A 14,079-nucleotide genomic window follows, 5' to 3' on the forward strand; every position below is an offset into this window, starting at 1 on the left:
TGTCGGGCAACTTTCAAGTTCTTACCGATACGCGTCAGGCGAGCCCGCGGGTATGGCGTCCGGAGGCAGGTGAAGCAATATGGGCACGTGGAAAAAGTACGACTTCTCGTCGTGGACGACGATCCGCCCATCGCCGACCTGGTCGCGACGGTCGCCCGCTACGAGGGGTGGGATGCCGTCACCGCCAACACGGGCGAAGAGGCGCTGAGCCGCGCCGCCGAGTTCCATCCGGACATCGTGGTGCTCGACCTGATGCTGCCGGGCCTCGACGGCTTCGGCGTCCTGGACCGGCTGCGTCAGTCCGGGACGATGGTGCCCGTGGTGTTCCTGACCGCGCGGGACGGTGTGTCCGACCGGGTCGCGGGCCTCACCCGGGGCGGCGACGACTACCTGGTCAAGCCGTTCGCGGTGGAGGAGCTCATGGCCCGGCTGCGGACCGTGCTGCGCCGCGCCGCCGGGCCCGGGTTCCAGCGGTCCGTGCTGAGGGTGGCCGACCTGACGATGGACGAGGACACCCGCGAGGTGCGGCGCGACGAGAGGCTCCTCACGCTCACCCCCACCGAGTACGAGGTGCTCCGCTACCTGATGCGCAAGTCACCCACCGTGCTCACCAAGGCCCAGATCCTCGACCACGTCTGGGAGTACGGCTTCGGCGGCCGCTCCAACGTCGTCGAGCTGGTCGTCAGCCGTCTGCGTCGAAAGCTCGACGGCTTCGACGAGGCGGGCGAACCGCTGATCCACACCGTGCGGGGCGTCGGGTACGTGGTGCGGCAGGTCGCCGAGTGATCCGCCGGTTCCGGGAGGCCTACTGCAGGATGCGCCTCGGCACCCGGCTGGCTCTGGGCCTGGGCGTGCTGTCGCTCGTGGCGTTCGCCGTCGTCGGCACGGCGCTTTCGATGTCCATGCGCGACTACCTGGAACGCCAGCTGACCGACCAGATGAAGCTCGTCCAGCTCACCCAGACCGAGCAAGTCAAGGAAAACGACAACATGCACGGCGAGCCGTACTGGGGCTGGTACACGGCCTCGTACGAGGTCTCGGGCGGGACAGCCGAGATCCGCCGGCCCGCCGACGCGCCCGCGGACGACGCCGCACTCGCCGCCACCGCCGAGGCGCTGTCCGCCTCGGGTTCCGAGGACCTCGTCCGTACCGCCGACATCAAGGGCGAGGGCGCCTACCAGCTGCGTGCCTGCGCCGTCGAACCCGGCGTGGTCCTGGTCACCGCGGCCCCCATGAAGGACATCGACAACACCATGCGGCAGCTGGTGACGGTCCAGATCGTCGCGTTCTCGCTCGCGCTGCTCGCGCTCGTCGTGATCGGCCGGGCGGCGCTGCGGCGCGGCCTGAAACCGCTCAGCGACATGGCGCACACGGCCCGCGGCATCACCTCGCACGACTTCACCGAATCGGCCCGGCTGCCGGTCCGCGCCGACCGCGGCAACGGCGGCCCCGAGGTCGAGGAACTGCGCACCGCGTTCAACACCATGCTGGAACACATCGACGACTCCCTCGCCGTCCGAACCGAGGCCGAACAGCGGCTGCGCCGCTTCGTCGCGGACGCCTCGCACGAGCTGCGTACCCCTTTGATGTCGGTACGCGGCTACGCGGACCTCTTCCAGTACGCGGCGGCCAACGAGCCCGCGGAACGCGACAAGCACCTGGCCCGCCTGCGCGCCGAGGCCGCCAGGATGGGCGTACTCCTGGACGACCTGCTGCTGCTCGCCCGCCTGGACGCCGGTGAGGTCGAGGCGCCGCTGCGGCTGGCGGACGCGGACCTGGCGGAGCTGGCACGCGAGGCGGCCGACGCCTTCCGCGCCGCCCACCCCGACCACGAACTGACCCTGACGGCAGGCCCCGACCCGGTCCGGCTCAGCCTCGACGCCCTGCGTATCCGGCAGGTGCTCGACAACCTCCTCACCAACGCCGCCGTGCACACCCCGGCCGGTACGAACGTGTCCTTGGACGTGTCCGTGTCCTCCGGCGCGGCCGTGGTGCGGGTCGCCGACTCGGGTCCGGGCATTCCCGCCGCCGATCAGGAGCGGGTCTTCGACCGCTTCTACCGCGTCGACAGGGCCCGCAGCCGTGACCGGGGCGGCAGTGGCCTGGGCCTGGCGGTCGCGCTGTCCCTGGTGCGGGCGCATGGCGGGACGGTCGAACTGACCAGCCGCCCGGGCGCGACCGCATTCACGATCAGGATTCCCCTCTGACGGGAAGAGCCTCTGACGGGAAGCCCCTCTGAGGGGAAGACCGCCGGCGCCCGTGGCTTCACTCGCTGTGCAGCACCTCCGCGATCGTCAGCCGCGCCGCACCCCGGGCCGGGATGTACGCGCCCAGGACCGCGATCGCGACGCCGGCCAGGGCCATGCCGACCAGCACCGGGGCCTGCCAGACGTCCGTCATGTACGGGGGCAGGGAGGTGGACACCGCGTCCGCCATGCGAGGCACCACCAGGTGGTAGCCCGCGATGCCCAGCGGGATGCCGAGCAGTGAGCCGACCGCGCCGAGTACCGCCATCGAGGTCACCATCATCGCCGTGACCTGCCGTGGCGTCATGCCGATGGACTTGAGCATGCCCAGATCCCGGCGGCGGTCGCGGGTGTTGAGGACGACCGTGTTGAAGACACCGAGCGACGAGACCACGGCGAGCATCAGGGTGAGCACCGTGGCGGAGCCGATGATGGTCTGGGCGATGGTGTTCGGGCCCCTCGGTGTCGGGTTGATCCCGGGGTCGGCGGCGGCTGCCGCCGTTGCGTAGGCGGCCGGGTCCGCACCCTCGCTGAGCTTGACGTGGTACGCGATGGGCTGCTCCTGCGGGGCCAGCGCCGTCATCGTCGACCAGTCGGTGGCGATCAAATCCCCGGCGCTCTCCATGAACTCGCCGACGACGGTCACCTCCTCCCGACGGTCGCCCTTCGCCAGCTCGATGTGGTCGCCGACCTCCAGTCCCTGCCCGCGTAGGAAGCCCGAACCGGCCACGACCTCGCCCGTGCGGTGCATCCACCGGCCTTCGGTGAGTACGTTGTCCAGCTGCGGCCGGTCCCCGCGGCGGCCCTCGAACGTCACCTTCTGCGTGGTGCCCGCGATGCGTACGTCGGCGTCAGCCCGGGCGGTGACCTCGCTCGCGCCGGGCAACGAGCCCAGCAGCGACTGGAGTTCGAGATCGCTGTGGACCGGCTTGATCTCCTCGCCCCGCTGGTATTTGGTCGCGTAGACCGTGACCTGGTAGGCGTCGCGCCCCGCCTCCCCGAACCTGGTCATCGTCGTGGCCAGACCGGTCGCGAACGTCACGGTGGTCACCCCGAGGACCACCGCGGCGAGCGTGAGGCCGCTCCGGCCCGGCCGGGCGAACGGCAGACCCAGCCCCAGACTCACCGACCGCGGCAGCCTGCTGCCCGCCAGCCCGCGCTGGATGCCCAGCGCCCGCCCGGCACGCGGCGCGCTGCCCGCGCTGATCGCCCGCGCCGCCGACAGCCGGTGCGCGCGGACTGCGGGGGCGAGCGCGGCGAGGACGCACACGCCGGGCATGCCGAGCAGCGCGAGAGCGTTCACCCAGGTCGGGATACCGACACTGCCGTGGAACACCCCCGCCTCGGGCCCGGTGAACACGAACTCGAAGAAGGGGCGCGCCAGGACGTTGCCGAGGACGGTGCCCAGCACGCAACCGGCGAACGCGGGGACGGAGATCATCGTGAGGTAGACGGCGACGACCTGTCCCGGCGTGAACCCCACGGCCTTGAGGATCCCGATGTGCCGCAGTCCGGAAACCACCGCGCCGCCCACGACGTTGGCGACGATGAGCACCGCCACCACGATCCCGAGGATGCCGAAGGCCATCAGGTAGGGGGCGTACGCCCGCGCCGAACTGCTTATCGCCTGCTTGAGGGTGAGATACGACTGGGAAGAGGCCAGCGCGTCCTTCGGCAACCCGTCGGTGACGGAGGCCAGGTTCGCGTCGATCCGGCTCTCCGAGGACGCGTCCGCGAAACGGAGGAGCAGCTGAGTGGTGGTCGGGTGCAGGGCCGCCATCTGTTCGGGGGCGACCCATGCATCGGCGGTCCGGCTCAGGTCGAAGGCGAGCCCGACGATGGTGAGGGCCGGGCCCGACGGCACCTGGACCCTCCTGCCCAGGTCGCCCGGCCCCCAGTCCGCATACCGGTTCACGACGATCTCGCCCGGCCCGGTGGCCCAGCGGCCCGCCCAGAGGTCCAGGCGGTCCACCGGGCCCCCGGGTCCAGGGCGGCCAACAACCGTGATCGCGCCGTTCACGGGGTATTCGGCGGGGTCCCTCGGCAGGTCGATGGTGGCCTGGGCGAAGGGCCCCGCGGCGGCCTCGACCCCGGGCCGCCGGGTGGTCTGTGCCAGCTGCGCGTCCGAGACCTTGGCGGGATCGAACGCGGCGACGACATGCGGGCCGCGTTGCGCGGCGAACGCCTTGTCGAACGGCGCGGAGGCCGCGTCGACCAGGCCGAGCGCGACCACCATCGCCCCGGTCGAGGTGAGCGTGACCAGCGCGATGACGAGTGTCTGGAGCCTCCGTCGCCGTACGGCCGCACGGGCTGCCCGCCACACCGCCCTCATGCGGACGGCTCCAGCGTGTGTTCGCCGGTCACGCGGCCATCCGCGATCTCGACCACTCGGCTGGCGCAGCGCCGGGCGAGGTGCTCGTCGTGTGTCACCAGGATGAGCGTCTGGCCGATCTGGTTGAGGTCGAGCAACAGGTCCATCACCTGTTCGCCGGCCCGGCTGTCCAGGGCGCCGGTCGGCTCGTCGGCCAGCAGCAGGGCGGGGCGGTTCATCAACGCCCGGGCCACGGCGACGCGTTGGCGTTCGCCGCCGCTGAGTACCGCCGGATACGCGTTCCGGCGGTCCGCGATGCCGAGTTCGTCGAAGAGCTCAAGCGCACGGCGGCGGGCCTGCCGGGCGGGACTGCCGGTCAACTGCGCGGCCAGGGCGACGTTGTCCAGCGCCGACAGGTCGTCGATCAGGTTGAAGAACTGGAAGATCATGCCGATGCGGCGCCGCCGGTACAGGGCGAGCCCCTTCTCGCTGAGGCCGCCCACGTTCTCGCCGTGCACCACGACCGTGCCGCCCGTCGGACGGTCAAGACCGGCGATCATGTTGAGCAGGGTGGACTTGCCGCACCCCGACGGGCCCATCACGGCGACCGCCTCACCGGCACGGATCTCCAGTGACACGCCGTTCAGTGCTGTCGTCTCGCCGAACTCCTTTCGTACGCCGTCGAGTTGCACGACGGCCTCTTCGCTGCTGTTGCTGCCCACGGTGACCATGGTCAGGACGCTAAGTGGGAGACCGGGCCCAGGGCATCCCTCCCCGGACGGCAAACCGGCCCGCTCCTCATCCTGGAGATGCAGGGCCTGCATCCACAGGCCGATGCGGACCGGTCGGCCTTCTGCGAAGGTGAGCCCCGTGGGGAAGTGGGAGCTGGACGCGCTGGTGGCGGCGCTCGGGGTGGCATGTGCGGCCGCCGGATGGCTGGGGGTCGCGTGGATGCGTACCCGGCGCCGGTGGCAGTCGGCCGTGGGGGAACGCGGCTGGCTCCTTGAGCGAGAGCGGCAGAGCGCCGCCCAGGACGCGGTCGCGGCCGAACGCGAGCGCATCGCACGGGAGTTGCACGACATCGTCAGCCACAACGTCAGCCTCATGGTCGTCCAGGCCGGGGCCGCCCGCGAGGTCCTTGGCACGATGCCCGACGAAGCGGCGAGGTCGCTGCGGGCCGTCGAGGACGCGGGGCGCGGCGCGATGACCGACCTGCGGCACCTGCTGGGTCTGCTGGCCCCGTCGCAGAGCGGTGAGGAGACGGACCAGGACCGGAACCAGTACTCGGGCTCGTACTCGTACTCGTACTCGTACTCGGGTGCGGGTGCGGGTGCGGGTGCGGGCGCGGGCTCAGGTTCGGGCGGTGGGAGAAGCCACTACGGCGGTACGGCGGGACTGGCGCCCCAGCCCGGCCTCGGCCGACTTGGCCAACTCGTCGACCGGATATCGTTCGCCGGGCTGCCCGTCGAGGTGCGGATCTCCGGCGAGCCGCGCCGACTGCCGGAGGGGATCGACGTGACCGCGTACCGGATCATCCAGGAGGCCCTGACCAACGCGCTCAAGCACGGCGACGGCGGCAAGGCCGAGGTGACCGTGCGGTACGCGGACCACGCGCTGCGCGTGGAGGTCCTGAACACCGGCCCGAGCGTCCTGACCGGCGGTGCGTCCGCGCCATCGGTGCCGGTTCCGCGACACCGGAAGGGCGCGGGCCGCGGACTGCTGGGCCTGCGCGAGAGGGTCGCGGTGTACGGCGGGGACCTGGACGCCCGGCGCCGTCTCGGCGGCGGCTACCGGGTCCGGGCGCGCATCCCGCTGGACCGGCCGTGACGGCGGGCGTGGACAGGGGCGCAAGCGTGGGCGTGGGCCGGGACATGGTGGGTGTGGACAGGGGCATAGGCGTGGGTGCGGGTGTGGGCAGAGACATGGGCGTGGGTGTGGGTGTGGGCGGAGGCGAGCGCGCTCCCCGTGTGCTCGTCGTCGACGACCAGACACTGATCAGGTCCGGTTTCCGGCTGATCCTCACCGCCCGCGGTATCGAGGTCGTGGGCGAGGCGGCCGACGGCGCGGAGGCGGTGGCGGCGGCCCGCGAACTCCGGCCGGACGTCGTGCTGATGGACATCCGTATGCCGAACATGGACGGCCTGGAAGCCACCCGCCGCATTCTGGCGCAGGTGCCGGAGTGCCGGGTCCTCATGCTGACGACCTTCGACCTGGACCGCTATGTGTACGCCGCCCTGTCGCTCGGAGCCAGCGGCTTCCTCCTGAAGGACGTCACCCCTGAACACCTGGCCGCGGCCGTACGCCTCGTCGACACCGGCGACGCCCTGCTGGCCCCGTCGATCACCCGACGCCTGGTGGAGCGCTTCGCCTCGGACACCGGTCGCCCATCCGCCCCGCACGCCGATCTCGCGTCCCTGACACCCCGCGAGCTGGAGGTCCTCACCCTGCTGGGCCGAGGCCTGTCCAACACGGAACTGGCCGGTGAACTGATCCTGAGCGAGGCCACGGTGAAGTCCCACGTGGCCCGGATCTTCGCCAAGCTGACCCTCCGCGACCGCTCCCAGGCGGTGGTGCTCGCGTACGAGACGGGGCTCGTCAAGGCGGGGGAACCGGGAGCGAGTTCCTAGTCGCGGATGCGCTGGGCGGGGCTCACCTCGGACACACCGGGTAAACCGGGTTGCTCACCGCCCCAGGGAGTCCCCGCCGGGGCGCAGCCAGGTGGTCAGGGCCCACCACCAGTGCAGGGTGCTCAGTGGCCCTGAGCGGCTCTCCGGTGGGGCGTCGGTCAGTGATTCGCCCGTGATCTGCTGGAGTCGGCCGAGCCGGTAACGGACGGTGTTGGGGTGGGTGAACAGGGCTGTCGCGGTCTGGTCCAGCCGGCGGCCGTTGTCGAGGAAGGTCAGGGCGGTGAGCGCGAGTTGGCGGTGGAAGGTGTCGGACTGATCGAGCCCGTTCAGGAATCGGGCGCTCAGGACCGAGCCCAGTAGCGGCTGTTCCGCCAGGGCGATCTCGGCGGCGAAGTCGGTGAGGTCGTGCGGTCCGCGCCGGCCTTGTCGGCGGCCGATGTCCGCCGCGCGTACGCACAGCCGGTAGAGCGGGCGAAGCTCACTCAGGGGAGCGGCAGGGGAGACGACGACAAGGGCGGTCGCTTCGATCTCCTCGTGGGTGGGCGTGCGGGGACACAGGCCGACAAGACGTCCTTCGACCAGTCCGAAGGTTCCGCGCAGTGCGGCGAGCCGACTCGTCAGCGGACGCGTCCGCGCGGGATCACCCATGTCCCAGACCAGACAGTGGTGTTGGCCGCCGGGGCGTATTCCGGCCCGCACCAGTTCCTCGGCGGACGGGGTGACACCGCCGACCAGTAACTGCCGCAGTATGCGGGTCAGGGCACCGAGCGGCTCGTGCGCTGTGCCCCGCTCCGCGGCACGGTATCCGTTGATCACGTGACGCTCGACCGCGTCGCCGTACTCCTTCAAGCGCATGACCATCGTGAGCAGTGCGCCGTCGGACACCCCGTCGGACCGGCAGCGGTCGACCATGATCTCCGTGGTGCGGGTGAACGCCGCTTGGAGGCCCTGCAACACGGCGGTCATCGGGATGCCTTGACCCGCGCGGTCGGCGCCGAGCAGCAGGGCGGCGGTGAAGTCCTGTTCCTCGACCCGCTCGAAGGTGTCGAACCATAGGTCGGCCGCGCGGATCATGGCGGTGACGTGCGAGCGGGTCTCCGCCTCGGCGAGCCGGGCCAGTTCGGGGGACCGGTCTCTCGCCGCGTCGACGAGGGCACCGCACACGTCCACGTCGACGACCATGCTCCGCAGGATCCCGGCCACCGAGTCGTGCTCGTCGGCGACGTTCACGGTCCCCCTCTCCGTCCGGGCAAGTCACCGGACCACAACGAAGCGGTGGAGCGTTGGAGCCGGGCTCCTACCACACCGCTGTCATCGACTGATTTCCTGAGGGCTACCGAAGGTAACAGGACAGCTGTCGCAGTAACACCCTCCGCGTCTCCCGTGCCCCGCGCATCTCTTCTGGAAGGCAGCCCATGGAGAACTCAGCGACCCCGTCGGACGTCAGCCGCCGGCAGGCCCTGACCGTGGCGGGAGGCGTACTCGCCGGTGCCGCCCTCGCAGCGCACGCGTCACCGGCCTTCGCGGCCGGGTCCTCGTCCTCGTCCTCGGACGCGGACGCGATCGTCGTCGGCGGCGGCCTCGCCGGTCTGGTGGCGACGGCGGAACTGGCGGCCGCGGGACGCAAGGTCTTGCTCCTGGACCAGGAGCCGGAGAGTAATCTGGGCGGGCAGGCGTTCTGGTCCTTCGGTGGTCTGTTCCTCGTCGACTCCGACGAGCAGCGGCTGATGGGCGTCAAGGACTCCCACGAACTGGCGTGGCAGGACTGGCTCGGCACGGCCGGCTTCGACCGCGGCGTCACCGATCCGGGTGGCCAGGACTACTGGGCCCACAAGTGGGCTGAGGCGTATGTGGACTTCGCCGCGGGAGAGAAGCGGTCCTGGCTGTACGAGCTGGGAGTGCGCTGGTTCCCGATCGTCGGCTGGGCCGAGCGGGGCGGCGGCCTCGCGGACGGCCACGGCAACTCGGTGCCTCGCTTCCACGTCACCTGGGGTACCGGTCCGGCGGTGGTCGAGCCGTTCGAGAAGAAGGTACGGGCCGCGGTCGCGGCCGGGAAGGTGACGTTCAAGTTCCGGCACCGCGTCGATGAAGTCGTCACGACCGGAGGCGTCGTGACCGGCGTACGCGGGGCGGTGCTTGAGCCGAGTTCCGCCGCACGCGGCAAGGCCAGTTCCCGCACGGTGGTCGGGGGCTTCGAGCTCAGTGCCCCGGTCGTGATCGTCACCTCCGGCGGCATCGGCGCCAACCACGACCTCGTACGGCAGAACTGGCCGGCCCGACTCGGTACCCCGCCCAAGACCATGATCACCGGTGTCCCGGCGTACGTGGACGGCCGGATGCTCGCGATCACCGAGCAGGCGGGCGGGCGGATCGTGAACCCCGACCGGATGTGGCACTACACCGAGGGCCTACGGAACTACGACCCGATCTGGGCCAACCACGGCATCCGCATCCTGCCGGGACCGTCGTCGATGTGGTTCGACGCCACAGGCAAACGCTTCTCGGCCCCCGACCTCCCCGGCTACGACACCCTCCACACCCTCAAGTCGATCACCGACTCCGGCCACGACTACTCCTGGTTCGTCACGACCCAGAAGATCATCGCGAAGGAGTTCGCGCTGTCCGGCTCCGAGCAGAACCCGGACCTCACGAACAAGGACATCCTGATGCTGCTCTCGCGCATCTGGCAGACTCCCGAGCCGATCGAGCGGTTCAAGAAGAACGGCGTCGACTTCGTCGTCGCCCCGACGCTGTCCGAACTGGTCCGCGGGATGAACAAGTTGACCGGCGAGGGCCTCATCGACCTGGCCGATCTCCAACGGCAGATCGATGCGCGGGACCGGGAGATCGACAACCCGTACACCAAGGACGTCCAGGTCATGGGCATTCGCAACGCCCTCGCCTACCCCGGCGACTCGCTCAGCCGCACCGCGGCGGCCCACAAGATCCTGGACCCCAGCGCCGGACCGCTGATCGCCGTACGCCTCAACATCCTCACCCGCAAAACCCTGGGCGGCCTGCAGACCGACCTCTCCGGCCGGGTCCTGGACGCCACCGGCGCCCCCGTTCCCGGTCTGTACGCGGCCGGTGAGGTCGCGGGATTCGGCGGCGGTGGAGTCCACGGATACCGCTCCCTGGAAGGCACCTTCCTGGGCGGCTGCCTGTTCTCGGGCCGTCAGGCGGGCCGAGCGGCGGCCGCCGCCACGGCGACCTGAGGCATCTTGAGCCCTTCGCGGTCACTCAGCAGGTGTGGGAGAGGCAAGGGTGCACGGGGGATGACATGCGCTCCGGGCGCCCCCTAGGGCCGAGGGGGAGAACCATCTCGCCGACCAGCTCGCAGCTCTGAAGGCCGCCCGCGTCATCGCTGATCGACGACTGGTCGCCGTGCGCTCAGTCATGCCGTTCAAAGCCTGACCTCGTTCTCCGGGGGGAGGTCGGTCAGCCGGTGGAGCTCCTGGTCAACGGAGTGTCCAGTTCTGGTTGTCCCTCCCGTTGCATTCCCAGAGGACTGCCCCCGTTCCGCTCTCTCCCCCGAAAATGTCGACACACTTCTGGGACTGATCAGCCATCAGTTGGACGCCGACGAGGTGGAATTGCTGGCTGGCGTTGCCGTTGCAGGCGGCCAGTTGGATCTCCGTCCGGTCGTCGGTCGCCCCTCCGTCCAAGGCCATGCATTTCCCCGATGACCGGAGGGTCCCACCCGATCCGGTCTGCCATTGCTGCGCCGTGGAGCCGTCGCACGTGGCCTGGAAGAGCTGCGTTCCCTCGGTCCCGGCGCCGCTGCTCAGGCACTTCCCTGAAGCGGCGACCACCAGGGCATGGCCGACCGGAGCGGCCGATGCGTCGGATCCACCCTTCGTGGATGTGTCCTTGCCCGGGGGCTCCGGCTCGGGGTCCTCCTGCGTGGCCTTGGACGTCGAGGGCGCTGAGGTGAGCGGTGTGGGCGGCGTGACGCCGGAAATTGCGGAGTTCGAGGAGTCGGGAGGTGACGTCGCAGGTGCGGGTGTGTCCGCGGACTGCGGCGTGGTGCCGCCAGCCGCGGACGGGACGTCCGAAGCTGTGGCGCTGGTGACGTTCTCCTCCGTCGGCGTGCTGAGCAGCAGACCGACCGCGATCAGTATCAGCGCGGCAACCGATGAGACGAGCGCAATCCGCTTCCTCGAACGGCCCGAGGGCCGCAGCACCTGCATGCCGCTCGTCGCGGACTGCGGGCTTTCCGCGGGTCCCCCGGCAGCGGATGCCTTGCCCGTTTCGCGGCCCGAGTTCCGCCCCGAATCCGAATCCGGGTTTGCAGCCGGGTTCGCCGCCGGAGTCGGAGCGTCGTGGGCCACCGCACGGACCGCGAGCGGAGCAGCAGATGAGCCCGCTGCGCCGATCGGTATTCGCAGGAGGCGCTCGGCGTCCTCGGCCGACAGCCGCTCGGCCGGTTTGCTCGCGAGCAGCCCCTGGATCAGTGGGGTGAGCGGCCCGGCGGTTCGTGCCTCGGGAGCCGGCTCCATGGCAATGGCGTACATCGTCTGCGCCACGCTCTCCCGGAGAAAGGGTGAGCGGCCCTCGATCGCCTGGAGAAGCGTTGCGCCCAGCGCCCACAGGTCACCCTCCGGACCCGGCGTGGTGCCGACGAGGCGCTCGGGGGACATGTAGTCGACCGACCCCACTAGTTGGCCGGTACGGGTGAGATTGGAGGTCTCGGAGGCGTGGGCGATGCCGAAGTCGGTGAGGACCACCCGGCCGTCCTCGGCGAGCAGTACGTTGGCCGGCTTCACGTCGCGGTGCAGGACCCCTGCCCGGTGCGCCGCCTGTAACGCGGCGATCACGCCACGGCCGATCCTGGCGACCTCTTCGAGCGGTATCGGGCCGTGCGTCTTGATCAGATCGGCGAGGGTGGTGGAAGGTACGTACTCCATGACGATGCTGGGCAGGCCCTCGTCGTCCACGACGTCGTGCACGACAACAACATTGGGGTGGCTGATCCGGGCGGCGCTGCGGGCCTCGCGCCGGGCGCGCTCGAAGAGGGCGGCGAGTTCGTCGTCGTCGAGATGCGGCTGGGGATGGAGCTTCTTGACGGCGACCTGGCGGTCGAGGAGATCGTCGTGGGCGCGCCACACGGTGGCCATACCGCCTCGGCCGATCCGGTCGAGGACGCGGTATCGGCCGGCGATCAACCGTCCTTCGTCGGACACCGTGGCTTCCCTTTCGCTGCTACAGGGCTGATTTCGGCCCACGGCACCAGGCGGCCCCGGCGGCCGGGGAGCCACCCAACGACACGTTTTCTGTCGCCTGTTGACGCTACCCGTCTGCTGAGGAGGGATCATATGCCGATACGCCGATGCCAGGCTCGGCGGCACGTCGGAGGGCACGCCGGGCACACCCACGGACGCCGACCACCCGCTCATCGCACAGGCTCATCCTCGGACAGGTGGCCACGCGAGACCTTCTCGTCGCCGACCTGGGGCGGGCCGCCAGAATGCCGGACTTCTCCGAGCAGTTCGTCCCCAGAACCAAGTAAGTGGAGCATGACAGTGGCGCATGACGCATATGTGCGGCAGCTGATCTCACGGGCGAAGGACGGCACCATCCCGCCGCAGGAGGTGAAGCAGATCGCCCAAGCCGTCACCGAGGGCCGGCCCGGGCGGGAGCTGTACCAGCGCCTGTACGCGGTGGCCCGTGCGGGCGGCCCGGCATACGAGCCACTGATCGCCACGTATCTGATCTACCCCGAGGATCCCGAGGTCTCGGCGCTCGCCGTGCAGGTGCTCACGGCGCACTGGAGAGTGGGAGCGAAGTACCGGAAGCAAATCATCGAGTTGCTGGGCTCCCCCGAGTGGGACCTGGATGACGACGCGTTCATCGCCGCGGTCTCGGGGGCGGGGGCGATCCTGCACGACGGGTTCGACGCCGAACTCCTCCGTGCCTTGCTGCGACTCGCCGAGGAAGGCCGCGGTGAGTATGACGACGATCACATGCGGCGTATCGCGGTGGAGGCGATCGCCCGCGCGCTGGGCGCCAGCCACGCCGAGTTGACGAGACTGCCCGAGGGAGTCACCCGTGCGGAGTGGTCGCAGGGCCTGCTCAGGGCCGCGCGTGACCGACTGCACGAGGCGGCACGTCAGCCTTGAATCCGCTGACGGCCGAGCAGACCCGCGGCAGCAGGCTATGGGCATGTGCGATGTGCGCTCCACCGCATTCCGGGGGGCGAGGGAACTCTCGACACTCATCTCCATAAAAATGAGGTGAGTTGAGAAATCTACTATCGCGATTACAACGTGAAGCTGGGTGGAGGGACGATAAGGTGCGAGTTCGCTATCTGGGCGCCCCGGACGCTCCTCCCAACCCTGTTGATGGCAGATACCACTTCATTCCGAGGCAGGAATACGTCGTACTCGAACTGCATGTACGGAGTGACGGCTCTTCCTCCCTGCGGATCGAGCACTCGCCGGGCGACCTCGCCGGCCTGTACAGCGGGAAGTACTTTGAGCAGGTGTCTGACGCCATTCCTTCTCAGTGGAGTGTGGAGATCTATCGGCGAGGCGGGCTGAGCATGGGGCCGAAAGAATGGATCGCAGGAGACTTCTGGGAGCGCATGATGGAACGTGACCCGGAAGCGGAGGCTGCCTTCGAGGTGATACGCGACGCGATCCTGGCCGAGGATCCGGTCGCCTGATCCAGCCAGCGCCGTCAATCCGAAAGAGGCGGAAGTTGCGCGGCCTGCTCGGTCTCTACCTGCTCCCTGGTCCGTCCTCTTCCGTCCGTCGGCCGTCCGCCGGGCGCACGTGCTGCGTCGGCGGCCCGCTAACTGAATCCCGACGGCGAGGAAGTCGCTCGCCTCGGCACTTGAGCAGACCATCTCCGTGCGGGCGAGTGCTCGAATCTAGCCTCGCGCTTTCGTCAGCGC

The 14,079-nt window shown here is 70.0% G+C and carries 11 protein-coding genes; 7 read left to right on the forward strand and 4 right to left on the reverse strand.

The annotated features are described in order from the left end of the window. Positions 1–87 precede the first annotated feature (87 nt). Together AB0N66_RS01630 and AB0N66_RS01635 are read left to right on the forward strand one after the other, a co-directional pair. On the forward strand, positions 88–786 hold the full coding sequence (locus tag AB0N66_RS01630; protein WP_365426896.1) for a response regulator transcription factor: 699 nt from the start codon (positions 88–90) through the stop codon (positions 784–786). Further along, positions 783–2,207: a HAMP domain-containing sensor histidine kinase gene (locus tag AB0N66_RS01635; protein ID WP_365426899.1), complete on the forward strand. Its 1,425-nt coding sequence runs from the start codon at positions 783–785 to the stop codon at positions 2,205–2,207. The genes AB0N66_RS01630 and AB0N66_RS01635 overlap by 4 nt, the downstream gene beginning before the upstream one ends. A 58-nt stretch (positions 2,208–2,265) precedes the next feature. On the opposite strand, the gene AB0N66_RS01640 is transcribed toward AB0N66_RS01635, so the two are convergent. After that, complete coding sequence (locus AB0N66_RS01640) at positions 2,266–4,578, reverse strand: ABC transporter permease (protein WP_365426902.1); 2,313 nt, start codon at positions 4,576–4,578, stop codon at positions 2,266–2,268. Then, the gene (locus tag AB0N66_RS01645; protein ID WP_365426905.1) at positions 4,575–5,288 is read right to left on the reverse strand and encodes an ABC transporter ATP-binding protein; all 714 of its coding nucleotides are present in this window, start codon (positions 5,286–5,288) and stop codon (positions 4,575–4,577) included. The genes AB0N66_RS01640 and AB0N66_RS01645 overlap by 4 nt, the downstream gene beginning before the upstream one ends. Before the next feature lie 139 nt (positions 5,289–5,427). On the opposite strand from AB0N66_RS01645, the gene AB0N66_RS01650 reads away from it, so the two are divergent. Together AB0N66_RS01650 and AB0N66_RS01655 are read left to right on the forward strand one after the other, a co-directional pair. Further along, positions 5,428–6,384, forward strand: a complete 957-nt coding sequence (locus AB0N66_RS01650; protein WP_365426908.1) for a histidine kinase — start codon at positions 5,428–5,430, stop codon at positions 6,382–6,384. A gap of 95 nt (positions 6,385–6,479) precedes the next feature. Then, on the forward strand, positions 6,480–7,184 hold the full coding sequence (locus AB0N66_RS01655; protein ID WP_365427299.1) for a response regulator transcription factor: 705 nt from the start codon (positions 6,480–6,482) through the stop codon (positions 7,182–7,184). 54 nt (positions 7,185–7,238) lie between these two features. Here the strand turns inward: AB0N66_RS01655 and AB0N66_RS01660 are convergent, their stop codons facing one another. Further along, the gene (locus AB0N66_RS01660) at positions 7,239–8,414 is read right to left on the reverse strand and encodes a helix-turn-helix domain-containing protein (protein ID WP_365426911.1); all 1,176 of its coding nucleotides are present in this window, start codon (positions 8,412–8,414) and stop codon (positions 7,239–7,241) included. 185 nt (positions 8,415–8,599) lie between these two features. Here AB0N66_RS01660 and AB0N66_RS01665 point away from each other — a divergent pair, with 185 nt between their 5' ends. Continuing rightward, positions 8,600–10,399: an FAD-binding dehydrogenase gene (locus AB0N66_RS01665; RefSeq protein WP_365426914.1), complete on the forward strand. Its 1,800-nt coding sequence runs from the start codon at positions 8,600–8,602 to the stop codon at positions 10,397–10,399. 243 nt (positions 10,400–10,642) lie between these two features. Here AB0N66_RS01665 and AB0N66_RS01670 read toward each other — a convergent pair whose 3' ends face one another. Continuing rightward, positions 10,643–12,367, reverse strand: coding sequence for a protein kinase (locus tag AB0N66_RS01670; protein ID WP_365426916.1), 1,725 nt, complete (start codon positions 12,365–12,367; stop codon positions 10,643–10,645). A 339-nt stretch (positions 12,368–12,706) separates the two neighbouring features. On the opposite strand from AB0N66_RS01670, the gene AB0N66_RS01675 reads away from it, so the two are divergent. Beyond that, positions 12,707–13,303, forward strand: a complete 597-nt coding sequence (locus tag AB0N66_RS01675) for a hypothetical protein (RefSeq protein ID WP_365426919.1) — start codon at positions 12,707–12,709, stop codon at positions 13,301–13,303. Positions 13,304–13,476: 173 nt separating this feature from the next. After that, on the forward strand, positions 13,477–13,848 hold the full coding sequence (locus AB0N66_RS01680; RefSeq protein WP_365426922.1) for a hypothetical protein: 372 nt from the start codon (positions 13,477–13,479) through the stop codon (positions 13,846–13,848). Positions 13,849–14,079 lie beyond the last annotated feature (231 nt).

The organism is Streptomyces sp. NPDC093544, assembly GCF_040683495.1.
Taxonomy (GTDB): Bacteria; Actinomycetota; Actinomycetes; order Streptomycetales; family Streptomycetaceae; genus Streptomyces.